The organism is Halomonas sp. LBP4, assembly GCF_003202205.1.
Classification (GTDB): domain Bacteria; phylum Pseudomonadota; class Gammaproteobacteria; order Pseudomonadales; family Halomonadaceae; genus Halomonas; species Halomonas flagellata.
Genome location: NZ_PDOG01000002.1, coordinates 270,384 through 284,107 on the forward strand (window position 1 = coordinate 270,384; position 13,724 = coordinate 284,107).

The 13,724-nt window shown below is 61.1% G+C and carries 16 protein-coding genes; 12 read left to right on the plus strand and 4 right to left on the minus strand.

Annotated features, from left to right (window positions below; translation table 11 throughout):
- Window positions 1-50 precede the first annotated feature (50 nt).
- Window positions 51-1,388: a DNA cytosine methyltransferase gene (locus tag CR157_RS08225; protein ID WP_110283070.1), complete on the plus strand. Its 1,338-nt coding sequence runs from the start codon at window positions 51-53 to the stop codon at window positions 1,386-1,388.
- A 724-nt stretch (window positions 1,389-2,112) separates the two neighbouring features.
- Here CR157_RS08225 and CR157_RS08230 read toward each other — a convergent pair.
- From CR157_RS08230 to CR157_RS08235, 3 genes are all read right to left on the minus strand, one after another.
- The gene (locus CR157_RS08230; RefSeq protein WP_110283071.1) at window positions 2,113-2,541 is read right to left on the minus strand and encodes a very short patch repair endonuclease; all 429 of its coding nucleotides are present in this window, start codon (window positions 2,539-2,541) and stop codon (window positions 2,113-2,115) included.
- A gap of 679 nt (window positions 2,542-3,220) precedes the next feature.
- Window positions 3,221-3,523 carry a hypothetical protein gene (locus tag CR157_RS22210; RefSeq protein WP_146218660.1) on the minus strand — a complete coding sequence of 101 codons (303 nt, stop codon included), beginning with the start codon at window positions 3,521-3,523 and terminating at the stop codon, window positions 3,221-3,223.
- Window positions 3,520-3,816, minus strand: coding sequence for a hypothetical protein (locus CR157_RS08235; RefSeq protein ID WP_110283072.1), 297 nt, complete (start codon window positions 3,814-3,816; stop codon window positions 3,520-3,522). Before CR157_RS08235 ends, CR157_RS22210 begins: the two co-directional genes overlap by 4 nt.
- Before the next feature lie 328 nt (window positions 3,817-4,144).
- Between CR157_RS08235 and CR157_RS08240 the strand changes: the two genes are divergently transcribed.
- The 10 genes from CR157_RS08240 (at window position 4,145) to CR157_RS08285 (ending at window position 11,526) form a co-directional block, all read left to right on the plus strand.
- On the plus strand, window positions 4,145-4,759 hold the full coding sequence (locus tag CR157_RS08240; RefSeq protein WP_110283073.1) for a LysE family translocator: 615 nt from the start codon (window positions 4,145-4,147) through the stop codon (window positions 4,757-4,759).
- Window positions 4,760-4,922: 163 nt separating this feature from the next.
- A complete protein-coding gene (locus CR157_RS08245; RefSeq protein WP_110283074.1) occupies window positions 4,923-5,744 on the plus strand; it encodes a type IV toxin-antitoxin system AbiEi family antitoxin domain-containing protein in 822 nt (273 codons plus the stop codon).
- The gene (locus CR157_RS08250) at window positions 5,728-6,450 is read left to right on the plus strand and encodes a nucleotidyl transferase AbiEii/AbiGii toxin family protein (protein ID WP_258364103.1); all 723 of its coding nucleotides are present in this window, start codon (window positions 5,728-5,730) and stop codon (window positions 6,448-6,450) included. The genes CR157_RS08245 and CR157_RS08250 overlap by 17 nt, the downstream gene beginning before the upstream one ends.
- 448 nt (window positions 6,451-6,898) lie before the next feature.
- Window positions 6,899-7,414, plus strand: a complete 516-nt coding sequence (locus CR157_RS08255; RefSeq protein ID WP_258364104.1) for a GNAT family N-acetyltransferase — start codon at window positions 6,899-6,901, stop codon at window positions 7,412-7,414.
- 176 nt (window positions 7,415-7,590) lie between these two features.
- A complete protein-coding gene (rhuM, locus tag CR157_RS08260) occupies window positions 7,591-8,601 on the plus strand; it encodes a virulence protein RhuM/Fic/DOC family protein (RefSeq protein WP_110283076.1) in 1,011 nt (336 codons plus the stop codon).
- On the plus strand, window positions 8,594-8,782 hold the full coding sequence (locus CR157_RS08265) for a hypothetical protein (RefSeq protein WP_110283077.1): 189 nt from the start codon (window positions 8,594-8,596) through the stop codon (window positions 8,780-8,782). The genes rhuM and CR157_RS08265 overlap by 8 nt, the downstream gene beginning before the upstream one ends.
- Before the next feature lie 288 nt (window positions 8,783-9,070).
- Complete coding sequence (locus CR157_RS08270) at window positions 9,071-9,385, plus strand: hypothetical protein (protein WP_110283078.1); 315 nt, start codon at window positions 9,071-9,073, stop codon at window positions 9,383-9,385.
- Window positions 9,386-9,601: 216 nt separating this feature from the next.
- Complete coding sequence (locus CR157_RS08275; RefSeq protein WP_110283079.1) at window positions 9,602-10,126, plus strand: helix-turn-helix transcriptional regulator; 525 nt, start codon at window positions 9,602-9,604, stop codon at window positions 10,124-10,126.
- Window positions 10,127-10,240: 114 nt separating this feature from the next.
- Window positions 10,241-10,702, plus strand: a complete 462-nt coding sequence (locus CR157_RS08280) for a YchJ family protein (protein WP_110283080.1) — start codon at window positions 10,241-10,243, stop codon at window positions 10,700-10,702.
- A 20-nt stretch (window positions 10,703-10,722) separates the two neighbouring features.
- Window positions 10,723-11,526 (plus strand): CheR family methyltransferase, encoded by an 804-nt coding sequence (locus CR157_RS08285; protein ID WP_181422005.1) that lies wholly within the window; start codon window positions 10,723-10,725, stop codon window positions 11,524-11,526.
- Window positions 11,527-11,557: 31 nt separating this feature from the next.
- Here CR157_RS08285 and CR157_RS08290 read toward each other — a convergent pair whose 3' ends face one another.
- The gene (locus tag CR157_RS08290; protein ID WP_110283082.1) at window positions 11,558-12,460 is read right to left on the minus strand and encodes a LysR family transcriptional regulator; all 903 of its coding nucleotides are present in this window, start codon (window positions 12,458-12,460) and stop codon (window positions 11,558-11,560) included.
- A gap of 78 nt (window positions 12,461-12,538) precedes the next feature.
- Here CR157_RS08290 and CR157_RS08295 point away from each other — a divergent pair, with 78 nt between their 5' ends.
- The gene (locus tag CR157_RS08295) at window positions 12,539-13,465 is read left to right on the plus strand and encodes a DMT family transporter (RefSeq protein ID WP_110283083.1); all 927 of its coding nucleotides are present in this window, start codon (window positions 12,539-12,541) and stop codon (window positions 13,463-13,465) included.
- The last annotated feature ends 259 nt before the right edge of the window (window positions 13,466-13,724 follow it).

Below are 13,724 nucleotides of genomic sequence, written 5' to 3' on the forward strand. Positions count from 1 at the left end.
AGTGGAAATTACTTGGCCTTTATATTATATCAACGGATAGCCCTTGAGAAATGGACGCGATACCTACTCCCCTTCGGTTTGCTGATGTCTTCGCAGGTTGCGGAGGGCTTTCCCTCGGCCTTCTTCAGGCTGGGTGCCAAGGTGTTTTTGCCGTAGAGAAAAATCCATTAGCATTTGAAACATTCCGTCACAATCTTATAGACGGCGAGAGGTTTGGTTTTGATTGGCCTGAGTGGTTGCCAAAATCATCCATGACATGTGAAGAACTATTGGATGGCTACTCGCCCTACCTTGAGGGGCTACGAGGAAGTATAGACATCATTGTAGGAGGTCCCCCATGCCAAGGCTTTTCTACAGCTGGGCGTCGTGACCCTTCAGACCCCCGAAACCAAATGACTAAGCAGTATCTTACCCTAATTGAGATGTTGAAACCACGCTATCTCGTTATTGAGAATGTAGCAGGATACGATATGCGGTTCGAAGATATTGAGGGGGTAGAAGGAGAGTTAAAGAAAGATGTTTCTCCGTCTTATGCAGATAGTGTAGAGAAATCTTTGGAAGAACTTGGTTACTCAGTCTCAAGGGGGTTGGTTAATTGCTCTGATTATGGTGTTCCTCAGAATCGCATGCGCTATCTTTTTATTTGTGAGTGCGATGATGGAGGGTCAATAAGAAAGCCAGGCCTATTGGAGGAGCTTCGGCTGTATAAAGAGGATTTCTTGAATAAGAATGGATTGCCTCGTGACAAGAAAATAACAGTAAGAGAGGCGATTGGGGATTTGCTTACAGCCGGGAGGTCGCTTGTAGAAAATTTGGATTCTGGTGTCAAGGGATTTAAGGAGGTTGAGTATCAAGCCCCTTTGATTCAGGTCGGATATATAGAGTTAATGAGAAAGTGGTCAAATGGCAAGGCGCCCAATAGCCTTCGTCTTGCAAATCATAAGAAAAAAACTATTGAATACTTTAAGAAGGTGCAAGCTACTTGTCGCCCTGGGCGCACTATGACGCAGTACGAGCGAAAATTAGTGGGAACAAAAAAGCACTCAACAACAGTTTTACATCCAGATAAGCCTGCATCAACCATTACAACTCTGCCAGATGATATTTTACATTATTGTGAGCCTCGTATACTTACCGTGCGAGAAAATGCAAGACTTCAGTCTTTCCCCGATTGGTTTTCTTTTAAAGGAAAATATACTACTGGAGGAAAGAATAGAAAACAAGAATGCCCACGTTATACTCAGGTAGGAAACGCTGTCCCCCCCTTGCTCGCCAACGCAATTGGGGAAATGCTCTTCTTAAGGCAATGTGGTGCACCTACCCAATCCGAAAGAAAGGTAGAAGGCAATCAACAGCCATCTCCGTCACAAGTAAATGAGATGGCTTGATAAGGTTCTGCCCGAAAAGTCGGCACGCAGATAATGTTTGATACAAGTCAGATGTACCATAGTCTGAAAGATGTTGTCCAGCTTGTTGTAAAGAGTGAAGGCCGCGCAATGCATTGAGCTGTAGGCAGGAGCCATCCGCTAGTGGTTATTGTCGCGCAAGGCTTTCTTAACCCAAGATCTGGCTCCTCCGGACTTTAGCATGCTGGGAAATGATACGGAACCTCCGCCTGGGAGTGTCGTGGCGTAGAGGTGAGTGTGGAAGTCTGTTGATATGCCCGCTATGCCTATCAGAGCTATCTCTGCTTAACAAAAGACACGCAGCTATCAGGTCCTACCACAATTGGTTAAGGATACGGACGCCTGCTAGCCCCATCGCTTCCTTGTTGACGTTGGTTATAGCGCTGGTTGGCATCATTGGGGTCACTTTTTCCCGAAGGATGTTTTCTTAATTGGATAATGATCTCGACGCTGTGGGTCAGAGTCGTATTGGTATTCTTTTCCAGTCAAGATGCTGGTCGCCGGGTCGATGTTAGGAGAAACTCTTATCAAGAGCTTCTCATTCAATGCTGGCTGTCATATTTAATAGGTTTTTTTAGGCTGCCGGGGTTGGCTGATAATATTTTTCTATATGGGGTTGGGAGTCGAGGTGTGTTTTTCGTTCTGTCAGCTTATGTGATCTAGAGGGCTTAGTTGTTGTCGCATGGTTATTGGCCTGGCGAAAAGGTTATCTATTTGAGTTTCTAATCATTTTCGCTAATCGTTCGCCAGTCAGCTCGGCCTTCTTGATGGAGTTAAGCTCACACTCCCAAGCTACGAATACTCTCCAGCCAAATTCCTCCAGCTCAACCGACACACGTGCATCGCGCTCCATATTTTTTTTAAATTTTTCTACCCAAAAAGATGTATTGCTTTTGGGGGTCGTGGCTATCTTGCATCCAGCATGTCTATGCCAGAAGCAGCCGTGGACGAAAACCACGGCTCTATGGCGAGGGAACACTAGATCTGGCTTGCCGGGCAAACCTGCTCCGTCCAGCCTATAGCGTAAGCCAAGTCTATGTAGCACCTTTCGCAAGGCTAGTTCAGGCTTAGTGTCCTTGCTCTTAATGCTTGACATCCTTTGCGAACGTTCGTTCGGAGAGAGAAAGTCCGTCATATATAGTAGTCCATTGTCTTATTTGTTTAAGTGCGTTATTTATTAATTAGTGGAAAGGTAGGCAAAGAATTGTAATGCCCGCCGCTGATTTCTGCACACTTTACGCGACTAATGCGAGTGTGCTCGGGGGGCGCATAGACCAATGACTTGTGTGGTCGCTTATTGTTGTAGTACATGATACAGCGGTAGATCAAGACGCGGGCCTAGCCCAGCGCTCGTCAGGGCGGGATGCCACCGATGGCAAGTGATCAAAGTTCAGTAAAGTTATACCTGCTTTTGTCAGGACTGGGTGATGCTGATTTGGTCTCCAGCCGGTGGCTTAGGGCACATTGATCTTGCCCAGCATCAGTGGACACCTCGATAAGGCAGTACACTGAGACGAGGTGACCCATGGCAAGGCAAGCTGCTTTTGACGAGCGCTTCCAGCTTCTTGGCCGAGGGCCATTCGATCTGGCGGCGCAGGCTTCCTTAGTATCAGTAACAATGGCGGGACACTCAGAGTATCACCTCTAGAACATGGGGAAGTCCTTGACCTACTCTAAGGGCTGGGTGTGGTCACTCAATCAGGGTAGAAACTGCCGAATTAGCGTCTGCCTCTCCAACTCTAATACCTCTTCCAGCATTGGACCACTTCATTCTGCCGTGGCTCCTTCCAGGCGCTCATGCACCATGCAGCGCATCAGCATTCCTTCCTTGTGTAATTCCCCTTCCTGCAGCTCATCCAGGTCGTCCTTGGCTTCCTCATACCGGCCGAGGCAGCGAGGAGCTGTGCACGGCTGTTGGGCAACGCGGGATCGTTGGGGTGTTGTTCCTGTCCTTCCTCGTAGATCGTGAGCACTTCTTCGAGCTGTTGCGTATCGCCGCGAGCTTCGACGAGGGCGGCGCCGGCGCGCTCCAGGTAATGTGCCGGTGGCTCGCCGTTGACCGGTGAGCAGGCGGTGAGCAGCAGGGCGGCAATCGAGATGAGTAGGATTTTCTTCACTGCGCTTCTACCTCGATCTCGAAGCCGATTTCTGACGTGCCGGAAGCCAGGTGCCCCGAGCCACTGAAGAAGAAGTAGCCGCCAATGAGTTGTAGCGTCAGGCGGCGGGGCGGCATGGGCAGGGTGAAGGTAACATGGCCGATGGGCTCGAAGTCATCTTCTGGCCAGGCGGAAACGCCTTCCCCGGCGATGGGAATGCCATCCACCTGGGCCATGGACGCACCGGAAACGATGCGATGCGGCTCGCCCTTGCAGGAGCAGGCCACCTTGTCGCCGATCTTCGCTAGATCCATGGGAGATTCCTTGCTCCATCGCGATGTGGCGAGTTTATGGGCCTTGTCTATGGCCGTGCCACCCGTTGGAGCGATCGCCACACATCTCTTACGCGTATGTAAGCGGTTGCCCACACTTGCGTGATCTCAGGCGCAGAACCTGAGGGACGGCCCCGATTCCGAGAGCCTCCATTCCATCCACGGTGGTTCGACGTGAACGCATCATCGGGGGGCCGGCCGACGGATGGCCGTGTTGCTTTTCCATGTGGCGGCAGTGATCCTTCATGGTCATGTTCATTTGCCGATCGTCACGGACATGACCCACTGAACGTCGCACGAGGAACGCGTTATGCCGTTGGAACTCTGGCTCTCCTTCTGCCTGGCCTCCCTGTTGATCATCGTTTCCCCCGGCCCCGCCGTGGCCCTGCTGGTCGCCACCGGGGTCAACCGTGGGCGGCGAGCCGCCCTGGCCATGTTGCCCGGCTTCTTCGTGGGTGACCTGCTGGCCATGACCCTGTCGTTCGCCGGGGTGGGCGCACTCCTGATGACCTCCGCCGAACTCTTCCAGGTACTGAAGTGGATCGGGGCCGCCTATCTGCTGTACCTGGGCATAAAGATGTGGCGCGAGGCCGGCCGACTGGGCGATCTGCAGCCTTCGGGCACGGATATCCGGCTCGGCACGGCCAAGGCCTTTCTCGTCACCGCGCTGAATCCCAAGAGCCTGGCCTTCTTCATGGCCTTCATGCCCCAGTTCGTGACGCCGAACCAGCCCTTGTTGCCGCAGTTGGCCATCCTGTTCTCGACCTTCCTGGCCATCGGCGTGCTCAGCGATCTCGCCTACACCTTCCTGGCCACCACCGGCGGCCGGCTGCTGAGTGCCCGGCTTCGCCGTATCCTGCACCGCACCGGTGCCGGCAGCCTGATCGGGGCAAGCGCCCTGATCGCCGCCATGCGTCGCCCCTGAGGGGCCCGGCGTCAGTCGGCCAACTGCCCGGTAGCGCCGAGCCGCCCACCGAGCGTGGAAGGTTTGACTATGATGTAAAAAGAGCACTCAAAGTGATCAATTTTTCACTTTCTCAAACCTGATGATCTTGGCAGGGGTTTGTAGAAAGTGTATTTTGAGCACCATGAGTGATCAAAATTCAGGAAAGATAAACCTTCTTCTGTCGGAACTGGGCGATACGGACCTGGTCTCCAGCCGGTGGCTGAGGTCACATGGCTACTCCAACAGCCTGGTGGCGCGCTATGTGGCCAGCGGCTGGCTGGTGTCGCCCGCACGGGGTGTCTACATGCGCACGGGCGGCCGCTTGCAGTGGGAGGGGGTGGTTCGCAGCCTGCAGTGCCGGGAGGGCTTGTCGTTGCACATAGGCGGGCGCTTTGCGCTCGCCTTGCAGGGGCATGAACACTACCTGCGCCTGGGCGAGGCCGCGGCGGTCAGCCTCTTTGGCTCGGCGCGGTTGCCCGGCTGGGTGGGCAAGCTGCCCCTGAACGAGGGCTTCCAGCTTCTTGGTCGTGGGTCATTCGACCTGCCTGCACCGGCCTCCATGGCCGAGGCCTCCGAGAATGAGCTGCGGGCATACGGGCTGTTTCGACACGAAGTGGGGTCCGGCACCCAGGGCCTGGTCTGTTCCACGCCCGAGCGGGCCATGCTGGAGTTGTGCGACGGCGTCACCGATGCCGCCCTGGTCTACGAGGTGGATGCCTTGATGCAGGCCATGACCACGCTGCGACCGCAGCAGGTGGCCTTGATGTTGCGTCATTGCCAGAGCATCAAGGCCAAGCGCCTGTTCCTGGCCCTGGCCGAGCGGCATCGGCACGTGTGGCTGGCGCACGTCCCGCTCGATGGGGTGGACCTGGGGCGAGGCAAGCGTGCCCTGGTGCCCGGGGGGCGCCTGCATCCGACCTACCAGATCACCCTGCCCGGAGACCTGGATGAGCACCTGGGATAAGCGTTACACCGATCGTGTGCAGTTGTTGGTCGACATCCTGCCAGTGCTGGCCCGAGAGCCGTGCTTCGCGCTCAAGGGTGGGACGGCCATCAATCTGTTCGAGCACGATCTTCCCCGACTGTCGGTGGACATCGACCTGACCTGGCTCCCGGTGCAGGACTATGCCGCTGATGCGGCCCAGATCGAGGCAGCGCTGGCGCAACTGGCCGATGTGCTGCGCGCCCGACCCTGGCATCTGCAGGTGCAGTCGTCAGCGGGCGAAGGCGGACGTGTGGCGACACGGCTAGTGGTCAGCCGTGGCCGGGCGCGTGTGCAGATCGAGACCACGCCGGTGATGCGTGGCACCGTACACCCGGTGCGACAGATGGTGGTCAGGCCCAAGGTTGAGGAGGCGTTCGGATTCGCATCCGTACAGGTGCTCGACTTCGCCGACCTCGCGGGCAAGCTGGCCGCCGCGTTGTCGCGCCAACATCCCCGTGACCTCTTCGATGTCGGCCAGCTACTGGAGGACGAGAGGGCGGACGGGATGCTCTGGCGAACCTTCCTCGTCTACCTGACCTGCAGCCCCAAGCCGGCCTGGGAGATATTGGCTCCACGGGAGCCGATGGACTTCGAGGCGATATTCAACACGCACTTCCGCGGAATGACGTCGGAACCGGTGAGCGCGGAGCAACTGCTACAGAGCCGGGCGCAGTTGCTGGATTAGGTCGCCGGCTGGCTGGACGAGTCCTCTGAGGCATTCCTGCGTTCCATGGAAGCCGAGCAGCCGGACTTCGGTTTGCTCGGTTTGCCTCATGCGCTGGACCTGCCGGGGGGGGGCGGCGCAAGCTGCATAACCTGGCTCAGCGCTCCGGAAGCAAGCGGAAACCCGGTCACCTGCAGTTGGAACAGGCGATGGTGCGGATTGCTGGACGGGCTGGCTGAGGTCCGATCCGTAGGGGAAATGAGGGACCGAATGCTTGGCGCATACCGCCACGGGTGCGGCCATGTCCCTTAGGTCATCCAAAGGTCCGGAGCTTCCCGTCAAAGGTCCGGAGCTTTCCGCCAAAGGTCTGGAGCTCCCCGCCAGAGGGAAAATGAAGGACAGCCCCTCGGGTCCTATAGGTCCGCCCATCAGCCATGCTGAAGGCTGTCGCCTGCCAGGAGTCCAAGCCGTGACGACACCGCATTTCGCCATCCGCCCCGAAACGCCCGATGACGCCGCGGCCATCGAGGCCGTCACCGTGGCGGCCTTCCGCGAGGCGCCGCATAGCAGTCATACCGAGCAGCATATCGTGCGGGCGCTGCGCGCGGCGGGGGCGCTTGCCGTGTCGCTGGTCGCCGAATGTGATGGCGAGCTGGTGGGCCATGTGGTGGCCTCAAAGGTCACGCTGTCGGACGGCACGCCGGGCTGGTTCGGGCTGGGGCCGGTGTCGGTGCTGCCGGCGTGGCAGGGTCGGGGGATCGGCTCGGCGCTGGTCGAGGCGTGCCTGGCGCGCCTGCGGGAGCGTGGTGCGCGGGGCTGTATGCTGGTGGGGGAGCCCGGCTACTACCAGCGCTTCGGCTTCCGCTCTCTGCCGGGGCTCATCCTGCCGGGCGTGCCGCCGGAGTACTTCATGGCCCTCGATTGGGGCAACGAAGGGCCCCGGGCGCAGGTGGCCTTCCATCCGGCCTTTGCGGCAACGGCCTGATCATCAGGGGCGACCAGTGAACCGGCTTGCTCTTCCGGCAACGGCTGCCTTATACGAGCAAGATCCACTACGCGAGGCCTTCATGATGACCTGCACCCTCTATCGACTCTCGGCCTTTACCCAGAATCCTGAAGGCGGCAATCTGGCCGGGATCTGGCTGAGGAAGGCGCTGCCCGATGATTGATTCCCGCATCCAGCTCTTCACCTCCGCGGATGGCCAGGCGCAGCTTGAGGTTGCCCTGGACCAGGAGACTGTCTGGCTTAGCCAGGCGCAGATGGCCGAGCTGTTCGACAAGGACGTGCGCACCGTCAGCGAGCATATCGGCAACCTTTACGCTGAAGGAGAGCTGGAGCGGGAGGCAACCATCCGGAAATTCCGGATAGTTCGCCAGGAGGGCAAGCGCCAGGTCCGGCGTGATATCGACCACTACAACCTGGACGTGATCATCTCCGTCGGCTACCGCGTCAATTCCCAGCGCGGCGTGCAGTTTCGCCAGTGGGCCACGCGGGTGCTCAAGGAGCACCTGGTGCAGGGCTATACGCTGAACCAGCGGCGGCTGGAAGAGCGCGGAGTGGAGTTCGAGCAGGCGGTCGACCTGCTCAGCCGCACCCTGGCCAATCAGGGCCTGGTGTCTGCCGAGGGCGAGGCGGTGGCCCGGGTGATCAGCGACTACGCTCGCTCCTGGAGCCTGCTGCAGGGCTACGATGAGCAGGACCTGGACGAGGTGAATATCAACCAGCCGGATATGCGCCCGCTGGCGCTGAACGAGGCGCTGGCGGCCATCGCCGACCTGAAGCGAACCCTGATCGCCAAGGGCGAGGCTACCGGCCTGTTCGGACAGCTGCGAGGCGACGGCCTGGCCTCGGCGCTGGCGACCATCGAACAGGGCTTCGGCGACGAGCTGTTCTATCCTAATGTGGCCAGCCGCGCCGCGCACCTGCTTTACCTGGTGATCAAGAATCATCCCCTGGCCGACGGCAACAAGCGCTGCGGCTCCTTCCTGTTCCTCTGGTACCTGCGCCGTAACCAGCACCTGCTGGCACGGCCGGTGGAGCAGCTGATCAACGACAATACCCTGGTGGCGCTGGCGCTGCTGGTGGCGGAGAGCCTGCCGGATCAGAAGATCCTGATGATTCGCCTGATCGAGCACTTCCTTCTGCTGACCAAGGAAGATGGTGATGCTTGAAATCGACTCCCTGGAGGTTATCGCCACCCTGCGCGAGAACGTGGATGTGGAGTGCAAACTTGCTCAGGGGCGCGATGGTGAGCTGGTGGGCCATGTGGCGGTGTCGCCGGTCACACTGTCGGACGGCACGCCGGCCGCTGGAGCACCAACCGGCGCCTGCTCATCCGCTTCAACTGGCTGATGGCCGTGTTGCTTTACTATGTGGCGGCAGTGATCCTTCACGATCATGTTCATTTGCCGATCGTCACGGACATGGCCCACTGAGCGTTGCACGAGGAACGCGTTATGCCGTTGGAACTCTGGCTCTCCTTCTGCCTGGCACCGCTGCTTCTCCATTATTTCACTGCGACTTCGACCGCCAGCGCGACTGCTTCCTAGTGATACGCGACAAGGACCTGGGCGCCGAGCTTGAGCGCTACCAGGTGGTCATCGATCTGGCTTTCACCGATGATTTCTTTTGAGGAAGACCATGGCGATGGAGACGACGGAACACCGTTGCTACACCATGCCGGCTGATGGGGTGTACGTGGCCCTTGCCGCTGACATCTTGCCGGACAGCGAATGGCGTTGGTGTTTGTACATCGAACGCACGGCCACCGAGCAGGATTTGGAAGAATCGGCCTATCTGGAAGCAGAGGGGGACACGCTCTGGTGTGCTGCAGTTGGCATCAGCCACTGTCCCTACTGCGGTGGCGCTCTGCCAGGCGCCTCGCTCCCAACACAGCGTGAAGCCGCTATCACCAAGACCGACTACTGCTTCAACTGGTACGGGCGCGAATCATGATGATACGGTGTGCAAGGTTGTCAGATGACAACCATTCAAGATGCACCCTTTGCTGGCGTCTGGAGCTTGGATGACACGTTCTCGCCATAGCAAGAAGGAAGTCGAGGCTGCCTTGGTGAATGCCGCTGTGGCGAGTTCTGTATCGTGAGCGTGTGGAGCACGCCGTGTCGTCGACAACTGTACGGGTGGCCCATCCTCCGAGGAGGACGACAAACCATGACCCACTACGACTTTTCCCTGAAATTTGCCGTTCCTGACGCGCTCGACATGGAGACGCTGGAAACCCGCCTCTTTGAGGCGGGCTGTGACGATGCGCTTGTCGGGCTCGGGCAGAAGGGCCGGCTGGCCCTGGCGTTTTCACGTGAAGCGGCCTCGGCCCATGAGGCGATCACCAGCGCCATGGCGGATGTGAAGCGTGCCATACCAGAGGCGCGCCTGATCGAAGCCGGGCCCGACCTGGTAGGTGTGACGGATATCGCGGAGCTGTTCGCGTTCAGCCGCCAGAATATGCGCAAGTTGCTGCAGTCACACCTGGCGACCTTTCCGTTGCCGCTGCATGAGGGGCGCGCCTCACTCTGGCACTTGGCCGAGGTGCTGGAGTGGTTCCGTACCCACCAGCACAAGGCTATCGATGAGGCCCTGCGTGAGATGGCCCGAGTCAGCATGCAGGCCAACGTCGCTCGCGAGACCCGTCGTCTGCCGCCAGAGGAGATCCAGCGCTTCGACGTGCTGGCCTCGTGACCGCTTCTCCCTTGCCTGGCCTGCCGCCCCTGACCTTCTCTCATTCCGGTGAACCGGCTTGCTCTTGCGGCAACGGATGCCCTATACGAGTGGGAGCCACCACACGAGGTTTGCATGACACAGCCCGACCGCACAGCCTGCCCCTGCGGCAGCGGCCGGCCCCTCGCCGGCTGCTGCGGGCGCTATCATGCCGGCGAGCCGGCGCCGACCCCCGAGGCGCTGATGCGCTCGCGCTACAGTGCCTTCGTGCTCGACCTCGCCGACTACCTGCTGGCGACCTGGCACCCGAGCACCCGACCGTCGAGCCTGGAAGCGGACGCCGCGACCACCTGGAAGCGTCTCGAGGTGCTCGAGAGCGGCGAGGAGGGCGAGCGGGGATGGGTGCATTTCCGCGCCACCTTCCGCGAGGGGAGGCGCTGGTCGGTGCTGGAGGAGTCGTCGCGCTTCGTGCGCGAGGCGGGGTGCTGGTTCTATCTCGATGGCAATCCCGCCGTCCACCGACTCAAGCCCGGCCGTAACACGCCCTGTCCCTGCGGCAGCGGGCGCAAGTTCAAGGCCTGCTGCGGCCAAGCATGAAGGATCAGGACTGCGTCGACTTGCTGCAGTGGGCCCTGCCCCGCCTCAACATGCGCTGGCGGGGGTTTCGCAAGGTCCGTCGCCAGGTATGCCGGAAGGTGCAGCAGCGCATGGACGAGCTCGGCATCGAGGACGTCGGCCACTACCGACAGTACCTGGACGCGCATCCGCAGGAGTGGCAGGTGCTCGACGGCTGCCTGCCCATCACCATCTCGCGCTTCTGGCGCGACAGGCGGGTCTTCGAGCTGCTCGAACATCGCTTTCTCCCCGAGTTGGCCCGGCGGGCCCGGGAGGAGGGCGCCGCTGCCCTGACGCTATGGAGCCTGGGATGCGGCGCCGGGGAGGAGCCCTACACCTTCTCCATCCTCTGGCGTGAGCGCCTCCAGTCGCGCTTCCCCGGGCTCGGCCTGACGATCCTGGCCTCGGATATCGAGGCGCACCAGCTCGCTCGCGCCGAGCAGGCCTGCTACCCGGCCAGCGCCCTCAAGGACCTTCCCCGGCCGCTGAAAGGCGCCGCCTTCGAGCGCCGTGACGTGCACTACTGCCTCAAGCGCGAGTACCGCCGGGCCGTCGAGCTGGAGCGTCGCGACGTTCGCGGGGAGTTCCCGGCTCGGCGCTTCCACCTCATCGCCTGCCGCCACCTGGCGTTCACCTACTTCGACCGGGAGCTGCAGCGCGACATCGGCCGTCGCCTGTATCGTGCCCTGCTCCCCGGGGGCCTGCTCGTGCTGGGGAACAAGGAGGCGCTGCCGGAGGAGGTGCCTGGGTTCGAGCCCGCCCATGGGCAGGTACCGATCTACCGGCGACGGGAAGACGAGGATTGAGGCCGGCCGAGGCGGCCGGCCGTGTCTGGGTCTAGGCGATAGAGCGTAGCTCGGGCGTGATCAGCGCGGCGAACGCCTTGGCCGTGTCGCTGCCGTCATCGGCCAGATAGATATGGGTCCGCCCCAGCGCCGGTAGCCTCCAATGCTCCGGGACTTCGACGAGATCGCGGTCGGCCAACGAGCCGGGCAGGGCCGCCACCGCGAGGTCCGCGCGCAGGGCCGCGACCTGGCCCATCGAGGTGTCGCTGGAGTAGGCGACACGGTAGGAGCGCCCAACTCCCTCCAACGCGCCGAGGGCGGCGTCGCGCCAGGCACAGCCCATCTGGGCCACGGCGAGCGGCAGAGGGTCTTGCTCCACGGCACGGCCGCCATCCCGCATCAACCAGCGGAGCTCTTCGGAAAAGAGATCCCGCGCCGGGATCTGCGGCGTGCTTGCCTCGTTGAACAGGGCGAGATTGGCATCGCCCTCCACGAAGAGACGTTGCACCGTTTCACTGGAGTCGAGCCGGACGTCCACGCGAATCCGCGGATGCGTTTCGGCCAGACGTCGGAGCAGCCCCGGCACCAGAGAAACACCGAGATCATGCGGGGCGGCGAGACGCAAGCTCCCGGACAACGGTGAGCCGTGGAACACCGCCATCGCCTCGTCGCTGATCCCGACCAGACGCCTCGCGAAGCCGAGCAGCACTTCTCCCTGGTCGGTCAGGCGGACGCGGCGTGAATCGCGATGCAGCAGCCGGACGCCGAGCTGCTCTTCCAACTTGCCGACCTGAAGGCTGACCGCCGAGGGCGAGCGGTTCACGCGCGCCGCGGCGCGCCGAAAACTCCCCGTTTCGCAGATCGCAACGAAGGTTCGGGCGGCGTCTAGATTGAGCGTCCGGGTGGCGGGATGCGGATCGCCGCTCGGCTGGTTGGTTGAGATATCCTGATCCATTGAGTGAAAACATATCGTTTTCCTCAACATCGGTCAAAGCCTACTCTCCTATCGGAAACGAAGCCGAAAGGAGTGGCCATGTCGCCGTTACCGAAAGAGCGCGTGCTCGGTCTTGTCTGGGCCGCGACCGCCATCGCCATCTGGTCCGGGTCGCTGGTCATGTTGCGGCTCGGCGTGACGACGAGCCTGAATGCCTACGACCTGACCGCGCTTCGCGTCGGTGTCGCCGCGCTGGTCCTGGCGCCGGTCATCTGCCGGCGCGGCTTTGCCCTGGACCGGCTGGGTGCGGGAGGAGTCCTGGCCATGGTGGCCGGCTTCGGGGCGCCGTATATCCTGCTTATCTCGCTCGGCCTGCAAACCGCGCCGGCATCGGCGGCCGGCTCCCTCAATCCCGGCATAATGGCGGTCGTCTCCGTGCTGTTGGGCTGGAGGCTCTTCGGCGACAGGATCGGCCCTGCACGGGTCGTCGGGGTCGTGGCGATCCTGGTCGGTGCGTCTTTCTTCGCGAGTCTGCCAGGGGCAGAGACGGCGTCGGTCGGCCATCTGATCCTGATCTTCACCGGAGTGATGTGGGCGGGGTACGCGCTGGTCGTCCGCCGGGCCGGCATCCCGGCCCTGCACGCGACCGCCATCGTCGCCGTGGGCTCCGCCATCCTCTACCTGCCGGTCTACGTCGCGGCCCTGCCCAAGCAACTGCCCGTCGCCCCGATGCCCGACATCGTGATGCAGGCGGTATTCCAGGGCGTGCTCGTCAGCGTCGTCGCGGTCTTCGCCTTCAACCGCTCCAGGGAGTTGCTCGGGCCGGTCGTGGGCGCGACCCTCCCGGCCCTGATTCCGCTGGTGACCCTGGGCCTGGGAGCCGTCGCACTGAACGAGGCGGTGGGTACCCGCGACCTCGCCTCGGCGATACTGATCGGCGTGGGCGTCGCACTGACCCTCGCTGGCCACGCGGCGGGCCGTTGGCCCGGAATGGCCCTCTTCAGGAAAGTCTTCCGTAACGCCTGATGCGGAGGCGAGGTGCGCCCCGAACGTCTCCTCGTAGATCTCGCTGACCCAGTCGACGAACCCCCGCACGCGCGGCGACAGGCGGCAGCATGGCGCCGACGGCAAGGGCCAGCAGGCCGCCGAGCAGTCTCCGACGCGACAGGGGGTGGGATTCCAGGAAGATGGGCACCCCGGGAGGGCTTGCTGTTAGCAGTGTGGACGGCCTGCGGCGGCGGAGTGGCGTTCGGCTACGCTTAGGCCAGTGGAAATCGGGAGTCTT

Excerpts from the sequence above, each read along its gene's own strand:
- CR157_RS08245 (WP_110283074.1), top strand. The coding sequence starts at position 4,923 with ATGAGTGATCAAAATTCAGGAAAGATAAACCTTCTTCTGTCGGAACTG.
- CR157_RS08290 (WP_110283082.1), bottom strand. The coding sequence starts at position 12,460 with ATGGATCAGGATATCTCAACCAACCAGCCGAGCGGCGATCCGCATCCC.
- CR157_RS08240 (WP_110283073.1), top strand. The coding sequence starts at position 4,145 with ATGCCGTTGGAACTCTGGCTCTCCTTCTGCCTGGCCTCCCTGTTGATC.
- CR157_RS08265 (WP_110283077.1), top strand. The coding sequence starts at position 8,594 with ATGCTTGAAATCGACTCCCTGGAGGTTATCGCCACCCTGCGCGAGAAC.
- CR157_RS08250 (WP_258364103.1), top strand. The coding sequence starts at position 5,728 with ATGAGCACCTGGGATAAGCGTTACACCGATCGTGTGCAGTTGTTGGTC.
- rhuM (WP_110283076.1), top strand. The coding sequence starts at position 7,591 with ATGATTGATTCCCGCATCCAGCTCTTCACCTCCGCGGATGGCCAGGCG.
- CR157_RS08230 (WP_110283071.1), bottom strand. The coding sequence starts at position 2,541 with ATGACGGACTTTCTCTCTCCGAACGAACGTTCGCAAAGGATGTCAAGC.
- CR157_RS08280 (WP_110283080.1), top strand. The coding sequence starts at position 10,241 with ATGACACAGCCCGACCGCACAGCCTGCCCCTGCGGCAGCGGCCGGCCC.
- CR157_RS08295 (WP_110283083.1), top strand. The coding sequence starts at position 12,539 with ATGTCGCCGTTACCGAAAGAGCGCGTGCTCGGTCTTGTCTGGGCCGCG.
- CR157_RS08270 (WP_110283078.1), top strand. The coding sequence starts at position 9,071 with ATGGCGATGGAGACGACGGAACACCGTTGCTACACCATGCCGGCTGAT.
- CR157_RS08235 (WP_110283072.1), bottom strand. The coding sequence starts at position 3,816 with ATGGATCTAGCGAAGATCGGCGACAAGGTGGCCTGCTCCTGCAAGGGC.
- CR157_RS08275 (WP_110283079.1), top strand. The coding sequence starts at position 9,602 with ATGACCCACTACGACTTTTCCCTGAAATTTGCCGTTCCTGACGCGCTC.
- CR157_RS08225 (WP_110283070.1), top strand. The coding sequence starts at position 51 with ATGGACGCGATACCTACTCCCCTTCGGTTTGCTGATGTCTTCGCAGGT.